Source organism: Prescottella equi, from assembly GCF_020171745.1.
GTDB classification, from domain to species: Bacteria; Actinomycetota; Actinomycetes; order Mycobacteriales; family Mycobacteriaceae; genus Prescottella; species Prescottella equi_A.
In genome coordinates, this window is record NZ_JAIVAH010000020.1 from 134442 (window position 1) to 151066 (window position 16625).

Annotated in this window: 11 protein-coding genes and 1 pseudogene; 1 reads left to right on the forward strand and 11 read right to left on the reverse strand. The window is 69.7% G+C overall.

Translation table 11 applies throughout. The features are described from left to right. Positions 1 to 6: 6 nt before the first annotated feature. The 9 genes from ffh to LCL87_RS17425 form a co-directional block, all read right to left on the reverse strand. Complete coding sequence (gene ffh, locus LCL87_RS17385; RefSeq protein ID WP_225021831.1) at positions 7 to 1587, reverse strand: signal recognition particle protein; 1581 nt, start codon at positions 1585 to 1587, stop codon at positions 7 to 9. 133 nt (positions 1588 to 1720) lie between these two features. Next, positions 1721 to 4258 (reverse strand): [protein-PII] uridylyltransferase, encoded by a 2538-nt coding sequence (locus tag LCL87_RS17390; protein ID WP_225021833.1) that lies wholly within the window; start codon positions 4256 to 4258, stop codon positions 1721 to 1723. Continuing rightward, positions 4248 to 4586: a P-II family nitrogen regulator gene (locus tag LCL87_RS17395; protein ID WP_005512103.1), complete on the reverse strand. Its 339-nt coding sequence runs from the start codon at positions 4584 to 4586 to the stop codon at positions 4248 to 4250. The genes LCL87_RS17390 and LCL87_RS17395 overlap by 11 nt, the downstream gene beginning before the upstream one ends. A gap of 4 nt (positions 4587 to 4590) precedes the next feature. After that, positions 4591 to 5916, reverse strand: a complete 1326-nt coding sequence (locus LCL87_RS17400; RefSeq protein ID WP_237692384.1) for an ammonium transporter — start codon at positions 5914 to 5916, stop codon at positions 4591 to 4593. 284 nt (positions 5917 to 6200) lie between these two features. After that, the gene (gene ftsY / locus LCL87_RS17405; RefSeq protein WP_225021837.1) at positions 6201 to 7718 is read right to left on the reverse strand and encodes a signal recognition particle-docking protein FtsY; all 1518 of its coding nucleotides are present in this window, start codon (positions 7716 to 7718) and stop codon (positions 6201 to 6203) included. 79 nt (positions 7719 to 7797) lie between these two features. Beyond that, entirely contained in the window at positions 7798 to 8331 is a 534-nt protein-coding gene (locus LCL87_RS17410; RefSeq protein ID WP_225021839.1) for a glutathione peroxidase, read from the reverse strand. A gap of 63 nt (positions 8332 to 8394) precedes the next feature. Next, entirely contained in the window at positions 8395 to 11997 is a 3603-nt protein-coding gene (gene smc / locus LCL87_RS17415; protein WP_225021841.1) for a chromosome segregation protein SMC, read from the reverse strand. A 22-nt stretch (positions 11998 to 12019) separates the two neighbouring features. Next, positions 12020 to 12301 (reverse strand): acylphosphatase, encoded by a 282-nt coding sequence (locus LCL87_RS17420; RefSeq protein WP_225021843.1) that lies wholly within the window; start codon positions 12299 to 12301, stop codon positions 12020 to 12022. Positions 12302 to 12309: 8 nt separating this feature from the next. Next, the gene (locus LCL87_RS17425; protein ID WP_225021851.1) at positions 12310 to 13116 is read right to left on the reverse strand and encodes an NHL repeat-containing protein; all 807 of its coding nucleotides are present in this window, start codon (positions 13114 to 13116) and stop codon (positions 12310 to 12312) included. A gap of 239 nt (positions 13117 to 13355) precedes the next feature. Between LCL87_RS17425 and LCL87_RS17430 the strand changes: the two are divergent. After that, positions 13356 to 14688: pseudogene (locus LCL87_RS17430) on the forward strand (HNH endonuclease signature motif containing protein). 53 nt (positions 14689 to 14741) lie between these two features. On the opposite strand, the gene LCL87_RS17435 reads toward LCL87_RS17430, so the two are convergent. Both LCL87_RS17435 and LCL87_RS17440 read right to left on the reverse strand, forming a co-directional pair. Further along, complete coding sequence (locus LCL87_RS17435; protein ID WP_225021853.1) at positions 14742 to 15176, reverse strand: OsmC family protein; 435 nt, start codon at positions 15174 to 15176, stop codon at positions 14742 to 14744. Continuing rightward, complete coding sequence (locus tag LCL87_RS17440) at positions 15169 to 16611, reverse strand: alanine/glycine:cation symporter family protein (protein ID WP_225021855.1); 1443 nt, start codon at positions 16609 to 16611, stop codon at positions 15169 to 15171. Before LCL87_RS17440 ends, LCL87_RS17435 begins: the two co-directional genes overlap by 8 nt. Positions 16612 to 16625 lie beyond the last annotated feature (14 nt).

Sequence of the window (16625 nt, forward strand, 5' to 3'; positions counted from 1 at the left end):
GCAGACCTACTTCTTGGGGAGCTTGAGCTGCGACAGGTCGATGCCCTCGAGTCCCGGGGGCAGCTGGTCGAGACCCTTGGGCATGCTCGACAGGTCCGGGAAGCCGGCAGGCATGCCGCCCGGCATGCCCGGGAATCCGCCCGGCATCCCGGGGAAACCGCCCTTGATCTTCGGCTGCGTCGGGCCCTTGCCGCCCTTCTTGCCCTTCTTGCCCTTCTTGCCGCGGATCTGCTTGCGGGCGCCGGGCATGCCCATGCGTCCGGCCATCGCGGCCATCATCTTGCGGGCCTCGAAGAAGCGGTCGACGAGCTGGTTGACGTCGGAGACCTTGACACCCGAACCGTTCGCGATGCGCAGGCGGCGCGACGCGTTGATGATCTTCGGGTTGTCGCGCTCCGCCGGCGTCATGCCGCGGATGATCGCCTGGATGCGGTCGAGCTGCTTCTCGTCGACGTTGGCGAGCGCGTCCTTCATCTGACCGGCGCCCGGCAGCATGCCGAGCAGGTTGCCGATCGGACCCATCTTGCGGACGGCCATCATCTGCTCGAGGAAGTCCTCGAGGGTCAGCTCGCCCGAGCCGATCTTCGCGGCGGTGGCCTCGGCCTGCTGCGCGTCGAACACCTGCTCGGCCTGCTCGATCAGCGTGAGCACGTCGCCCATGCCGAGGATGCGGCTCGCCATGCGGTCCGGGTGGAAGACGTCGAAGTCCTCGAGCTTCTCGCCGGTCGACGCGAACAGGATCGGCTCGCCGGTGACCTCACGGACGCTCAGCGCCGCACCACCGCGGGCGTCGCCGTCGAGCTTGGTGAGCACGACACCGGTGAACCCGACACCCGACTTGAACGCCTCCGCGGTGTGGACCGCGTCCTGGCCGATCATGGCGTCGAGCACGAAGATCGTCTCGTCGGGCTGGACGGCATCGCGGATGCCCGCGGCCTGCGCCATCAGCTCCTCGTCGATGCCGAGGCGGCCGGCGGTGTCGACGATCACGACGTCGTACTGCTTGTTGCGGGCCTCTTCGACACCTGCACGCGCGACCTCGACGGGGTCGGCGGCCGAGATGCCGAGCGGGTTCTCGCCGCCGCCGATGGAGGTGCCGGGGTGCGGCGCGAACACCGCCGCGCCCGCGCGCTCACCGACGACCTGCAGCTGGGTGACAGCACCCGGACGCTGGAGGTCACACGCGACGAGCAGCGGGGTGTGTCCCTGATCCTTGAGCCACTTGGCCAGCTTGCCGGCGAGGGTGGTCTTACCCGAACCCTGCAGACCGGCCAGCATGATCACGGTCGGCGGCGTCTTCGCGAACTGCAGGCGACGCGTCTCACCACCGAGGATGCCGACGAGTTCCTCGTTGACGATCTTGACGACCTGCTGCGCCGGGTTGAGCGCGGCCGAGACCTCGGCGCCCTTCGCACGCTCCTTGATCTTGGCGATGAAGGTGCGGACGACGGGGAGCGCGACATCGGCCTCGAGGAGCGCGAGACGAATCTCGCGGCACGTGGCGTCGATGTCGGCTCCGGAGAGTCGACCCTTGCCACGCAGATCCTTGAGGGCTCCGGTCAACCGGTCGGAAAGGGATTCGAACACCGAATGCGCTCCTGAGCTCTGTGCTGGTCCGGCCGCAGGCCGTGAATAATTCTCGGAACCAGGGTAACCGTTCGAGCGGCCACATCCGTGCGGCAACCCCGGCGGGGCGCGGCCGGCGGCCGGACGGCACAGCTCACTCCGCCGCAGTCTCCTCCTTCTTCGGCTCCGGCGCCGGCACGACCGACAGGATCGCGTTCTCGAGCTGCTCCCGCCCGGCCCGCGTGCCGCCGCCCTCCATGCTGATGCAGAACGCGTCGACCACGGACGATCCGAGCGTGCTCACCCGCGCCCAGCGCACGTCGGCCCCGTTGCGTTCCAGCACCCTGGCCAGGCGGCTGAGCATGCCGAGCCGGTCCTCCGCCCGCAGTTCGACGATCGCGTCGCCCTGGGCGTCCTCCCCGCCCACCACGTCGAACCAGATCACCCGCGGCGGAGCCAGCGCGTACTGCACCGGCACGGCGGCAGCCGTCCGGTCCTCGAGGACCTGGTTCTCGCGCGCCTCCCGTTCCTTGGTGTCGAGCTGCTCGAGGACGTCGATTTCGCCCGCCATCGCCCGGATGAGCTCCTGACGCAGCAGCCCGGCCTGCGGTGGAGCGCCGAATCTCGGGGCGACGACGAACGAGTTGATCGCCGCGTCCCCGTGGCTGCCGAGCGACGCCGACAGCACCCTCAGCGAGCTGAGCGCGAGTACCCCCGCCTCGTGCGAGAGCAGCCCGGGAGTGTCCGGCGCGACGATCGTCACGACATAGGTGTGTGCGGCCGTTCCCGGATCGAGCGCGACATGCACACCGCCCTGCGTCGCCACGTCGACGAGCGCCGGATCGATCGGGTCGGGCACCGGCAGCTGATCGCCCGCCATCGCGAGCCGGCAGCGGCGCACCAGTTCACCGATGAGCGACGACTTCCAGTCGCCCCACACGCCCGGGCCGGTGGCGAGTGAATCCGCCTCGGCGAGCGCGCTCAGCAGTTCCAACAGCACCGGATCGCCGTCGAGCTTGTCCACGACCATCTGCACCGTCGCCGGGTCGTCGAGGTCGCGTCGGGTGGCCGTCTGCGCCAGCAGCAGGTGGTGGCGCACCATCCCGGTCAACAGGGCGATGTCCGACGGCCACAGCCCGAGCCGCGCCCCGATCTGCGCGGCCAGTTCGGCACCGACGACGCTGTGGTCGCCGCCGCGGCCCTTGCCGATGTCGTGCAGCAGCGCACCCAGGACCAGTAGGTCGGGCCGCGAGACCCGCGTCGTGAGCGCGCCCGCCTGCGCGACGGTCTCGACGAGATGCCGGTCGACGGTCCAGGTATGCACGGCGTCACGCGGTGGCAGGTCGCGCACCGCTCCCCACTCGGGAAGCAGCCGGCCCCACAGCCCCGTGCGGTCGAGCGCCTCGATCGTGGGGATCGCCCGATGTCCGGAACCCAACAGCACCAGCAGGTCGCCGAGTGCACCCTTGGGCCACGGCTCGCGCAGTTCGGGCGCGCTGTCGGACAACCGGCCCAGCGTGGACGCCGAGATCGGCAGCCCGGTCGACGCCGACGCCGCCGCGACCCGCACCACCAGGCCGGGATCGCGCTTGGGCCGGGCGTCGCGCGCGAGCACCAGTTCACCCGACTGTTCGACGACGCCCTCGTCGATCGGGCGGCGCAACGGCACCCGACGCAGCTTCGACAGCCCCTTCCGTGGCAGCGAGTTGCCGGCCGTGCGCAGCCCCACGTCCACCGAGTAGCCGATCGTGCGGGCGCAGTCACTGAGCGTGCGTGCGAGGTCGAACCGGTCCCCGATGCGCAGGGCCGCGCCGATCTCGTCGGCGTCCTGGGCCCGCAGCTGATCGCGCGAGCGCCCGGCCACCCGGTGCAGTTCCGTGCGGACATCGAGCAGGCGCCGATGGGCCAGCGCGAGACCGCCACCGGGAGTGTCCGGTCCCAGCCCGGGCATCCCGTCGGTGAGCTGCGCGATGGACAGCGCGTTGAGGAGCTGGACGTCCCGCAGGCCGCCGCGCCCGTTCTTGATGTCGGGCTCGGCGCGGTGCGCGATCTGGCCGCTGCGGGCCCAGCGCGACTGAGCCTGCTCCACCAGTTCGTCGAAGCGCGAACGGATCCCGGTGCGCCACTGCCGACGCACGCCGCCGATGAGCAGGTGGCTCAGCTCGACGTCGCCCACGATGTGCCGGGCCTCGAGCATGCCGAGGGTGGCGGTGAGGTCCGTCGCCGCGACCTGGAGCGCCTGTGGCACCGTCCGCACACTGTGGTCGAGCTTGATGTGCGCGTCCCACAGCGGATACCACAACTGGTCGGCGACCTTCGCGACCAGCGCGGGGTCGACGTCGTCGTGCAGCAGGATCAGGTCCAGGTCCGAGTACGGCATCATCTCCCGGCGGCCCAGGCCCCCGACCGCCACGATCGCGAAGCCCGAATCGGGCCGGATGCCCAGCTCGTTTCCCTTTGTGGTGAGCCAGAACTCGTGCAGATCGACCAGGGCGTGTCGCAGCGACGGCGCGTCGAGGCGGTGGTTACGGGTACCACCGGCCAGCAACTGTTCGCGCGCCCGGGCGAGGTCCCGGGCGTCCTCGGGATGGTTGTCGTCGGGTCCGTGAGACCCGGACGGCCCCGACCCCGCCGCCGTGAGGGCGACAGGATCAGGGCCGTCGAATCCGGACCCCTGAGGGTCAGATCGCATCCCCGCCCCGTTCGCCGGTGCGGACCCGGACGACCGACTCGACCGGTGTGACCCAGACCTTTCCGTCACCGATCTTGCCGGTGCGGGCGGCCTCGACGATTACCTCGACGACCTTGTCGACGACCGAATCCTCGACGACGACCTCGACGCGAACCTTGGGTACGAAGTCGACCGAGTACTCGGCTCCGCGGTAGACCTCGGTGTGGCCCTTCTGCCGCCCGTACCCCTGGACCTCGCTGACCGTCATACCGAGAACACCGGCCTGCTCGAGCCCGGTCTTGACGTCCTCGAGCGTGAACGGCTTGACGATTGCGGTGATCAGCTTCATAGCCTCATGCCTCCCTGGCGGCAACAGTTGCGGGCGCGGGAACGCGCCCCGGGACCGGACTACCTGCAAGTGCGACGAAGTCGTAGGCGCTCTCGGCGTGTTCGGCCTCGTCCACGCCCCGAGCCTCGGCCTCGGCGCTGACTCGCAGTCCGATCGTGACCTTCACGATAAGCGCGATGACGGCCGTTGCGATGCAGGAGTACACGAGCACGGCGCCCGCGCCGACCGCCTGACGCCACAGCTGGTCGAGTCCGCCGCCGTAGAACAGGCCGTTCACACCGGCCGGTGCGGCCTCGGTGGCGACCAGGCCGACCAGCAGGGTTCCGATCAGACCGCCGACGAGGTGGACGCCCACCACGTCGAGCGAATCGTCGTAGCCGAAGCGGTACTTCAGGCCGACGGCCAGGGCGCACAGGGCGCCGGCGACGACACCGATGACGATCGCGCCGACGACGTCGACGGACGAGCAGGCCGGGGTGATGGCGACCAGACCGGCGACGATGCCCGACGCGCCACCGAGGGTGGTGGCGTGGCCGTCACGGATCTTCTCCACCAGCAGCCAGGCGAGCATCGCGGCGCAGGTCGCGACGATGGTGGTGACGAACGCGGCAGCGGCGATTCCGTTGGAGCCGACCGCCGAACCGGCGTTGAAGCCGAACCAGCCGAACCACAGCAGCGCGGCTCCGAGCATCACGAACGGCAGGTTGTGCGGACGGAACGGCGTCTTGGGCCAGCCGCGACGCTTGCCGAGCATGATCGCGAGGACCAGGCCCGCGACACCGGCGTTGATGTGGACCGCCGTGCCGCCGGCGAAGTCGATCGCGCCGAGCTTGTTGGCGATCCAGCCGCCCGTCTCCGCGGTGACCCCGTCGAACGAGAACACCCAGTGCGCGACCGGGAAGTAGACGACCGTCGCCCACAGGCCGGCGAACAGCAGCCAGGCACCGAACTTCATGCGGTCGGCGACCGCGCCCGAGATCAGGGCGACGGTGATGATCGCGAACATCGCCTGGAAGGCGACGAACACGAGCGCCGGGATGGTGCCGACCAGCGGGATCGACGCGGCGGCGCCGGCCTCCGCGTCGCCGAGGTAGTCACCACCGAACAGCCCCTTGAGCCCGAAGAACTCGGTCGGATCCCCGATGAGTCCACCCTTGTCGTCGCCGAAGGCGATGGAATAGCCGAACAGCACCCACAGCACGCCGACGACGCCCATCGCGCCGACGCTCATCATGATCATGTTCAGCACGCTCTTCGCACGGACCATGCCGCCGTAGAAGAACGCGACGCCCGGTGTCATCAGGAGCACCAGCGCGGCGCTCATGAGCATCCACGCGGTGTCCCCGGTGTCCGGGGCTCCGAGAGTGGGAAAGTCCACGGTGAGCCTCCTCGTCAGTCTTGTCGTTCTGATCAGCAAGACTGCTCACCTGGTGTTTCAACCGTGGTTGTACTGCGTTTCGGATAGGTGAACGGATCGACCGGTTGTGTTGCAGTCGGGTTTCGCGGTTGCGTACGACCGCAATCCGAACTCCGCGAACCGCCACGAAGGCCACAAAACGCCGCTGCCCGGCCCCTGAGATCAGGGCCGGGCAGCGGCGCGTGGAGCGAGATTTCTCAGCCGAGCAACGCGTCGACGAACGCCTCGGGCTCGAACGGGGCGAGATCGTCGGCGCCCTCACCGAGGCCGACGAGCTTCACCGGGACGCCCAGCTCGTGCTGGACCTGGAAGACGATTCCGCCCTTCGCCGTGCCGTCGAGCTTGGTGAGCACGACACCGGTGATATCGACGACCTCCGCGAACACGCGGGCCTGCATCAGACCGTTCTGTCCGACGGTGGCGTCGAGGACCAGCAGCACGTCGTCGACGGCGGCCTTCTTCTCGACGACGCGCTTGACCTTGCCGAGCTCGTCCATGAGGCCGGTCTTGGTGTGCAGACGGCCGGCGGTGTCGATGACGACGACGTCGACACCGTCCTCGATGCCCTTGGCGACCGAGTCGAACGCGATCGCGGCCGGATCGCCGCCCTCGGGTCCGCGCACCACCTCGGCGCCCACCCGCTCGGCCCACGTCTGCAGCTGGTCGGCGGCGGCGGCGCGGAACGTGTCGGCGGCGCCGAGCAGGACGCGCCGGCCGTCGGCGACGAGGACGCGGGCAAGCTTGCCGGTCGTGGTGGTCTTGCCGGTGCCGTTGACGCCGACGACCAGCAGCACGGCGGGATGATCGCCGTGCGGCAGAGCGCGGATCGAGCGGTCCATCTCGGGACGCAGCTCGTCGATGAGGACCTCACGCAGGAGCGCTCGCGCGTCGGCCTCGGTGCGCACACCCCGCGACGCCATCTCCTCACGCAGCCGCTCGACGACCTTCATCGTGGTGGCGGTGCCGAGGTCGGCGATCAGCAGCGTGTCCTCGACCTCCTCCCACGAATCCTCGTCGAGATCGCCGCCACCGAGCAGACCGAGCAGGCTCTTGCCGACGGCGTTCTGCGACCGCGACAGCCGTCCGCGGAGGCGATCCAGCCGGCCCTCGGTGGGTGCGATCTCCTCGATCGCGGGAGCGGGAGCGGCCTCGGGCTCGACCACGGGCGCCGGCTCTTCGACGACAGGCTCGGGCTCGACCACGGGCTGCGGCTCGACAACCGGCTCGGGCTCGACCACGGGCTCGGCTGCAGGCGCCGGCTCTTCGACCACGGGCTCCGGCGCAGGTTCGACGACCGGCTCCGGCGGAGCGATGGGCTCGGGAGCAACAGGAGGCTCGGGCTCGACAACCGGCTCGGGCTCGACGACCGGCTCGGGGGCAACGGTGGGCTTCGCCTCGGGTGCGGGCGCGGCGGGCGGGACGGGCGGCGCGACCGGAGGCACCGGCGGAGCGACCGGAGGCTTGGGCGCGGGAGGTTTGGGCGCGGCCGGCGGCACCTTGGGCGGTGCGGTGGCCGACGGCCCCTGGCTGAAGTTGAAGCCGCCACCGGCTTGATATCCGCCCGAACGGTCCTTCGGCTGCTCCGTCAGCTCGGGCTTCTCGGGCGCCGCGGTGAGGCTGATGCGGCGGCGCCGAGCCATGGTCAGGCCGACGACGAGCGCCACGACGAGGACGGCCAGTACGGCCGCTATTGCTATCCAGGCTCCGGTAGTCACACCGCCATCCTGTCAGGCTGCGGCAAGACGCCGCGTGGCACCCGAGAACCGCGCGTCCTCGGGTGCCACGTCGAAGCCGTCAGAGCAGTTCGGCGATCTCCTCGGCGATCTGCTCGGGGCTGACGGTCGGCTCGAAGCGGCGAACCACCTCGCCGTCCCGGTCGACGAGGAATTTGGTGAAGTTCCACTTCACCTCGTCGGTGCCGATCGCCTCGGGGCGCGTCTTGCTGACGTGCTCGAAGAGGAAGCCGTGGTCGGGGCCGAAGTCGCCGGGGGCCTGCGCACGCAGGTACTGGTACAGCGGGTGCGCGCCCTCGCCGTTGACCTCGAGCTTGGCGTACACCGGGAAGGTCACGTTGTAGTTGACGCTGCAGAACTGCTGGATCTCGGCGTCGTCGCCCGGCTCCTGCTCACCGAACTGGTTGCACGGGAAGCCGACGATCTGCAGACCCTTGTCCTGGTTGGCGCGGTGCAGCGCCTCGAGGCCCTCGTACTGCGGCGTGAGTCCGCACTTGCTCGCCACGTTGACGATCAGCAGCAGCTTGCCCTTGTGGGCGCTCAGATCCTCGGTGGCCCCATCGGCAGTCTGGACGGGGAAGTTGTGGGCGTTCATCGGTTCTCCCATGTAGTTCGGGTGGGGTCGTGCGGGGTGCACGCACGTGTGACGGTGCCGGGTTCAGCCGGCGACCAGGTCCTGACCGCGCAGACGCTGCGAGATGACGGTGGTGATGCCGTCGCCGCGCATGCTGACGCCGTAGAGCGCGTCGGCGACCTCCATCGTCGGCTTCTGATGGGTGATCACGATCAGCTGCGACTTCTCCCGCAACTGCTCGAACAACCCGATCAGGCGACGCAGGTTGGTGTCGTCGAGCGCGGCCTCGACCTCGTCCATGACGTAGAACGGCGACGGCCGGGCCCGGAAGATCGCGACGAGCATTGCGACCGCGGTAAGCGACTTCTCACCGCCGGACAGCAGCGACAGCCGCTTGACCTTCTTGCCGGGCGGGCGGGCCTCCACCTCGATGCCGGTGGTGAGCATGTCCGACGGGTCGGTGAGCACCAGTCGGCCCTCACCGCCGGGGAACAGCTTCGCGAACACCTCGACGAACTCGCGCTCGACGTCGGCGTAGGCCTCGGTGAACATCTGCAGGATGCGGGCGTCGACGTCGGCGACCACCCCGAGCAGGTCCTTGCGCGCGTTCTTGACGTCCTCGAGCTGCGTGGACAGGAAGGTGTAGCGCTCCTCCAGCGCCGCGAACTCTTCGAGCGCGAGCGGGTTGACCTTGCCGAGCGTCGCCAGGTCCTTCTCGGCGCGCTTCGCCCGACGCTCCTGGGTGGCGCGGTCGTACGGCACGGGCGCGGGCCGGGTGACCTGCTCACCGCGCTCGCGGGCCTCCTCGTACTCGGCGATCTCCAGCTCCGACGGCGGCAGCGCGACGTCGGGGCCGTACTCGGCGATCAGGTCGTCGAGGTTGACCGCGTACTGCTCGAGAATGGTCTCCTCGAGCTGTTCGATCCTCAGGGCGGCCTGTGCCCGCGCCACCTCGTCCCGGTGGACGGCGTCGGTCAGCGCCGCCATCTGGGCGGTGAGCTGCCGGACCCGTTCCTTGACGGCCTCGACCTGTTCGGTGTGCGCGCCGCGCAGGCGGGTCAGCTCGTCGCGGTGCGCCACGGCCTCCGCCACGACCCGCGCGAGGCGATCGGCCACCTTCTGTCCGGACTCGGCCACGGCGGCCGCCACCTCGGCGGCCGTTCGACGGGCCAGCCGCGCGCGTTCGGCCCGCGCGCGGGCCTCGCGTTCGGCCTGGGCCGCTCGCCGCAGCGAATCCGCCTTGCCGCGAACGGATTCGGCGCGCTCCTCGGCGGTGCGGACCGCGAGCCGGGCCTCGACCTCCACGGCGCGGACCTCGGTGAGCGCGGCCGCCGCGGCCTCCCGCTCGAAATCGGTCGGCGCGGTGCTGCCCGAGTCTGCGGCGGCGCCGGACTGTTCGTCCTCGGCGTGCCGCAGGCGCTCCTCGAGTTCGGCGAGCGACGCGCGCGTCTCCTCCCGGCCGCTCTCCGCCTTCGCCCGCTGCGTGAGCAACCGCTCCGATTCGGCATGGGCTGCTCGGACCACCTGGCCCAGACGACCCAACTGTTCGTAGACCGCGGACATGTTCGCGTCGGACTCGTGCAGGGCGGCCAGTGCCTGCTCCGCAACCTCGGAGCGGTCGGCCTGCTCGGCGACCGCGCCGGCCAGGGCCGCGGCCAGTTCCTCGGAGCGTCGCTCGGCGGCCTCGAGTGCCGTCGTCGACGCGTCGATCGCAGCCTGGACCTCGAGGGTGCTCGGCCGGCGGTCGGATCCGCCGGTGATCCAGCCTGCCCCGACCAGGTCGCCGTCACGGGTCACGGCCCGCACCGACGGCCGGTCGCGCACGAGTTCGGTTGCGGCGTCGAGCGAATCGACGACGGCGACGCGGTCGAGCAGGGCGTCGACCGCCGCGCGCACGGATTCGGGGCAGTGCACGGAGTCTGCGATCCACTTCGCCGATGCGGGAAGGTCGGGGCGCTGCGCATGGTCGGAGCGCTCGGCGGTGAAGAGGATCGCGGCCCGGCCACCGTCGGCGGCCCGCAATGCGAGCACCGCGGCCGACGCCGCCGCGGCGGATTCGGCGGCGATCGCGTCGGCCGCCGCGCCCATCACCGCGGCGACCGCGGCCTCGTAGCCGGCGTCGACGCGGAGCAGTTCGGCGACGGGGCCGGTGAGCCCGCGATCGGTGTGGTGCTCGAGCAGCCAGGCGCCGCCGTCCTTGCGTTCGAGACCCATCGACAGCGCGTCGATGCGGGCCTTCAGCGACGCCACCTCCTGGCCGGCGTCACGCTCGGCGGCCTGCAGTTCGGTGACCCGCGCGGTGATCAGGTCGAGGGCCTCGACCGCGCGCTCGTGGTGGCCGTCGAGCCCGAGTTCGCCGGCGTCGAGGTCGTCGACGGTCGCCTCCACGGTGTCGAACTCGCGCTGGGCGACGTCTCCGCGTTCGCGCGCCTCGGCGATCGCGACGTCGAGCCGGGACACCTCGGCGTCCACGGATTCGGCGCGCGTCCGCAGCGTGTCCACCTGCCCGGACAGCCGGGCCAGGCCTTCGCGGCGGTCCGCGATGGCCCGCACCGCGGCGAAGTGGGCACGCTCGGCGTCCGCGGCCGCCTCCTCGCGCTCGGCGAGCTGTTCGCGCGCCGCGTCGAGCGTCGCCCGCGCGATCTCGACGGCGGCGACCAGTTCGGTTTCCTCCGCCGCGATCCGCTCGGCGCGGGCCTCCATCTCGTCGGGATCCTGACCTCGACCGGTCTCCGGCTCGCTGTCGAGATGCCGCGCGCGTTCCTGCGCGATCCGGATGGTCGCGCTCACCCGTTCGGCCAGCGCCGACAGCTGGAACCACGTCTGGCTCGCCGCCTCTGCCTGCGGCGTCAGGCGGGCCAGCGCCTGCTCGTGGCCGCCGAGTTCGGCGGTCGCCGCCCCGAGCGCCGCCTGCACCGTCTCCTGCTGCTCGCGGGCGAGCTTCTCGTCGTGCGTCTGGTTCGCGAGTTCGGCGCGGCGGGTGACGAGGTCGTCCGCAGCCAGGCGCAGCCGCGCATCCCGCAGGTCGGCCTGCACGGACTGCGCACGTCGAGCGACCTCCGCCTGGCGACCGAGCGGCTTGAGCTGACGCCGCAGCTCGGCGGTCAGGTCGGTGAGGCGCGCGAGGTTCGCCTGCATCGAGTCGAGCTTGCGGACCGCCTTTTCCTTGCGCTTGCGGTGCTTGAGGACGCCCGCGGCCTCCTCGATGAAAGCGCGCCGGTCCTCCGGACGAGATTCGAGGATCGCGGACAGACGCCCCTGCCCGACGATGACGTGCATCTCACGGCCGATGCCGGAGTCGCTGAGCAGTTCCTGCACGTCCATCAGACGGCACGAGTTGCCGTTGATCTCGTACTCGCCCGCGCCGTCGCGGAACATGCGCCGCGTGATCGACACCTCGGAGTACTCGATCGGCAAGGCGCCGTCGGAGTTGTCGATCGTGAGGGTCACCTCGGCACGGCCGAGCGGAGCCCGCCCAGCGGTGCCGGCGAAGATGACGTCCTGCATCTTGCCGCCGCGCAGCGCCTTGGCGCCCTGCTCCCCCATCACCCAGGTAAGGGCGTCGACGACGTTCGACTTGCCCGACCCGTTGGGACCCACGACGCACGTGATGCCCGGCTCGAACTTCAGAGTCGTCGCGGACGCGAAGGACTTGAAGCCCTTCAACGTCAGACTCTTCAGGTGCATGACGGCGAACTCTACCGGCGGATCAGCGCTCGACGAACCCGGAAAGACCTCCGCGTGCCGCGTCGAAGTGCTCGACAACGAGCGTCACGTTCCCGGGTGTCTGCCCCGACCGCAGTAGCGCGAGCAGCCGCTCGAGATCCGGCCGCGTGCCCTCGGCGATCACCAGCACCCGACCGTCGGAGTGGTTGGTGGCATGCCCGACCAGCCCGAGCTCGAGCGCACGTGCCCGCGTCCACCATCGGAAACCGACGCCCTGGACGTAGCCGTGAACCCAGGCGGTGAGGCGTTCGGTGTCGGCAGTCATGGCTGCCATTATCCGACGGGCGGGGTGAGCTTCCGGACGGCGCCGTCGAAGCCCACCGCGTACAGGGCACGGCTGTCCCATCCCGGTCCCGCCCCGAACTTCACCGCCGACGTGAGCATCAGCCCCGACGCGATCTCACAGCTCGTGCCCGCGGCGGGGTCCACCCGCAGCACCTTGCCTGCAACGTTGTACGCCAGGTAGACCGCGCCGTCGGGGCCGACGGTGAGGTCGTCGGCGACGTTCAGCGGCCCGATGCCGGGCAGCGGGATCGTCCGCACGGGACCGCGCAGATCCGATGCGGAGAGGATTTTCAGTTCACTGACCGGGTCGAACGAGGTGGTCAGGTACACGCGATCGCCGTCGGTCGCGACGCCGTCGAGGGTGCCCAGGTCGGAGCGCACCCGTTCGGGCGAGCCGGGTCGATCGGCCGGGATCCGGGTGAGGCCCGGCGTTCCCAGATTGTGGGTGGTCAGCAGGTCGCCGTTGCCGAGGCGGGCGAGCCCGTTGGGCATCACGAGGCCTCCGGCGACGGTTCGACGCTCGCGGCTCGCGAGGTTGACCACGTCGACGGTGCCGTCGGCGATGTTCAAAAGCCCGGAAATCGCACTGTTGCCGGTGGTGAAGTACGCGTCGTCGCCCGCGACGGCGAGCCCACCCGGACCGTTCACTCCGTCGACGAGGGTTCCCCGTGCACCCGACGCGTCGAGCGTGCGGACAGCGCCGGGCGCCGTCATCGACGAATCCGACAGCAGCATCGCACCGCGACCGTCGAACGCGAGGTTCTCGAGCATTCCGTAGCCCGACGCGATCGTCACGGCATCCCATCGCGGGCAAACTATCCCGTCACTCGACAGTTGCGCCGACGCGGGTGAGGCCGTCACGAGCGCAGTTACCGCCGCCGCTGCGAGCGTCAGAACTCCGAGCCGTCCACTTCGCTGAATCCGCACGATCTCCCCCATGTCTACGTTCATTCCGAGCGGCGATTGTTGCAGACGTCGGAACCGCGGGCACGCAATTCATTGACTCGAACATCAGTTCGAACTACGATCGAGTCATGAATCCGGGGGGACTCAACAATTCGTGCATCGTGGTCACGGCGCCGCGGCCTGAGGACATGGGCACGCTGCCCGAAATCTCGCTGCTGCAGACCGTGCTCGACATCTGCCACGCAATGGAGCAACTCGACGCCCTGCGGGCGGCTGCCGTTGCCGAAATCGACGAGCGCGCAGTCTCGTTCGACACCCTCGGGTTCCGCAGCGTCAAGCAGTGGCTGGCCGCCAACACGCTGCTGGAAGTGTCGACCGCAACACGGATCCTGACCTTGGGGCGCATGCTCGGCCGGCAACCCGAGATCGCCGACGCCTTCAACGCCGGCACTATCTCCGCCGAGCACGCCGCCCTTATCGGGAAGTTCTGCGAGGCCCCGCCGCGCGGCATGCCGAACGAAGCGTTGGATTCCTGCCGGAAGGTGTTGCTGGACAGCGCCACCGGACCCACCGCCACCACTGAGACGGTCCGCACGTGCATCTCCCGGCTCGAGCGGATCTTCGAATCCGACGAACTCCCGCCGAGCGAGGACACCGAACGCAACGAGTTCCACGCCTCGAAGACCTTGAACGGGCGAGTTGCAGTCAAGGGTGATCTCGATGCCGTCACCGGCGAGATGCTCCTGACCGCCCTGTCGACGTTGGCCAAGCCGCGCAACCCGATGGACGACCCCGCCGGCGCCCGCACTCCGGCGCGTCAGCGGGCCGACGCCTTCACCGAGATCCTGCGCCGCTACCTCGACTCCGGAGACGCCCCCATCGAAGGCGGCGAACGGCCCCACCTGTCCCTGCACGTGAACGCCACCGATCTCGCCCGCACCGACACTGATCACAAGTGGACGGATGCGCACGGCGATCCGGATCTGTTCGGCGACAAAGACATCGCCCGCATGCCCCACATGGGACCACTCTCGGTCGCGACCGCCCGCAGATTGGCCTGCGACTGCCACCTCACGCCGATCGTCATGAGCGACGGCGTCCCGATCGATCTGGGCCGCACCAGCAGAACAGTGTCGAAGAAGCAACGGCGGGCACTCATCGCCCGCGATCACGGCTGCGCCTTCCCCGGCTGCGGCGCAGTGCCCGCCCACTGCGAAGGCCACCACGTCACACATTGGGCTGACGGCGGACCAACCGACCTCGACAACCTCGTCCTACTCTGCCGCTACCACCACGGACTGCTGCACCACTCCCACTGGCAAGTGAGAATCGGCGCCGACCGCCACCCTCCCCCAAGCACTTCGTGCAGGGGGTACCCCCAGGTTCACCCCACCGTCGACCGTGGATCCCTACAAGAAACCCATCCCCGCCCACAATCGCGCCGGACCCCGGGCGGCGTAGGTACCGTCGAGGCCTGCCGTCACCCAGGACGGCAGGCGTCGACCAGGCGTGCTCTAGTCCCGCTTGATCGACAGCGTCACCTTGGTGCCGGCCTTGAGCGTGCGACCCACGGTGCACACCTTGTCGACCGAACGCTCGACGAGCGCGACCAGGCGCTCCTGGGCCTCTGCATCGAGTTCGCTGAGATCGAGTTCGAGGACCTCGTCGAGCTGCGGGTACACCTCGCTCTCGCGATCGGCCGCGCCCGAGACGCGGATCGTGGCGTCGTAGTCGTCACCGAGGCGACGCGAGAGCGGGAAGTCCGAGCTCATCCCCGAGCAGGCGGCCAGGGCGATCTTGAGCAGTTCACCGGGGGTGAAGACGCCCTCCACCGACTCCGATCCGATCAGGACCTCGGCGCCGCGCGAGCTGCGTCCGGTGTAGAGACGGGTACCGGTGCGCTCGACCCAGAGTTCGGTGGTCGCGGGTGCGGGAGTCTGTTCAGCCATGAGTGGAGATCCTGCCATCCTCCGGAGCCTTGTCCCACACCTGGATGCCCGTGATCTCCGGGATCTCGTCGCGGTGGAACGTCGGGTCCTTGCCCTCCGCCCGCTGGCGGCGGTAATGGGTGAATAGCAGGAAGGCGACACCCGAGAGCGGGAGCAGGGCCGCCAAGTTCACGGTGGCCATGACACCCATCACCAGGTCGGCGAGCGCCCAGATCAGCGGCAGCGATCCGACGGCTCCCGCGAAGACACACACCACGACGAGCGCCCGGAATCCCTGCAGCACTCGACGGTTGCCCGTCAGGAACTCGATGTTGGATTCGCCGTAGTAGTAGTTGCCGATCACCGAGGTGAAGGCGAGGAAGAAGATCGCGAAGGTCAGGAAGTGCACGGTCCAGCCGCCGAGCTGCGCACTGAGCGCGTTCTGAGTGAGCGATGCGCCGGCCTTCGTCCCGTACTCCGGATTCGACAACAGGATGATGAAGGCCGTGGCGCTGCAGACCAACAGCGTGTCGAAGTAGACACCGAGGCTCTGCACCAGCCCCTGCTTGACCGGATGCGAGACAGCGGCCGTCGCACCGGCGTTCGGTGCCGAACCCATACCGGCCTCGTTCGAGAACAGGCCGCGCCGGATGCCCTGCATGAACGCCGCCGCGAAGCCGCCGCTCACCACTTCGCGGATGCCGAACGCGTTCTCCACGATGAGCCGGATCATGCCGGGAACCTCGGTGATGTTGAGCGCCACCACGATCAGCGCGAGCACTAGGTAGGCGCCCGCAACCACCGGAACGACGACCTGCGACACGGCCGAGATCCGACGCACGCCACCGAAGATCACGGCCGCGGTCAGGCCGGCGACGACGAGTCCGACGACGACGCTCAGTCCGCGGGACTCCTCGCCGACCGAGGTGGACACCGCGTCGACGATCGAGTTCGTCTGCACCGCATTGAAAACGAAGCCGTAGGTGACGGTGATGATGACGGCGAAGATCACGCCCATCCAGCGGCGCCGGAGTCCGTGCAGCATGTAGTAGGCCGGACCGCCGCGGAAGCCGCCGTCCTTGTCACGGATCTTGTAGACCTGTGCCAGCGTCGACTCGACGAACGCGGTGGCCGCGCCGATGAGCGCCATCACCCACATCCAGAACACCGCGCCGGGACCGCCGACGCTGATCGCGATCGCGACGCCGGCGATGTTGCCGGTGCCCACCCGCGACGCCGCCGAGATGGAGAAGGCGCGGAACGCCGAGATCCCCTTCTGTCCGTCCGGCAACCTCTCGGCGGGTTCGGTGACCGACCGGAGCATGTCCGGCAGCAGTCGGATCTGGACGAACCGGGACCGCACCGTGAAGTACAGGCCCAGTCCGACCAGGAGCGCGATCACTGCGTACCAGTACGCGTCGTTGATGTCGGTGACCAATTCCACAAGCGAGTCCACATCAGCGACTATGC

What these genes read in the sequence shown, in the direction of transcription:
- LCL87_RS17390 (WP_225021833.1), bottom strand. Translation starts at nt 4,258, where the DNA reads ATGCGATCTGACCCTCAGGGGTCCGGATTCGACGGCCCTGATCCTGTC.
- LCL87_RS17395 (WP_005512103.1), bottom strand. Translation starts at nt 4,586, where the DNA reads ATGAAGCTGATCACCGCAATCGTCAAGCCGTTCACGCTCGAGGACGTC.
- LCL87_RS17400 (WP_237692384.1), bottom strand. Translation starts at nt 5,916, where the DNA reads ATGCTCATGAGCGCCGCGCTGGTGCTCCTGATGACACCGGGCGTCGCG.
- LCL87_RS17410 (WP_225021839.1), bottom strand. Translation starts at nt 8,331, where the DNA reads ATGAACGCCCACAACTTCCCCGTCCAGACTGCCGATGGGGCCACCGAG.
- smc (WP_225021841.1), bottom strand. Translation starts at nt 11,997, where the DNA reads ATGCACCTGAAGAGTCTGACGTTGAAGGGCTTCAAGTCCTTCGCGTCC.
- LCL87_RS17420 (WP_225021843.1), bottom strand. Translation starts at nt 12,301, where the DNA reads ATGACTGCCGACACCGAACGCCTCACCGCCTGGGTTCACGGCTACGTC.
- LCL87_RS17435 (WP_225021853.1), bottom strand. Translation starts at nt 15,176, where the DNA reads ATGGCTGAACAGACTCCCGCACCCGCGACCACCGAACTCTGGGTCGAG.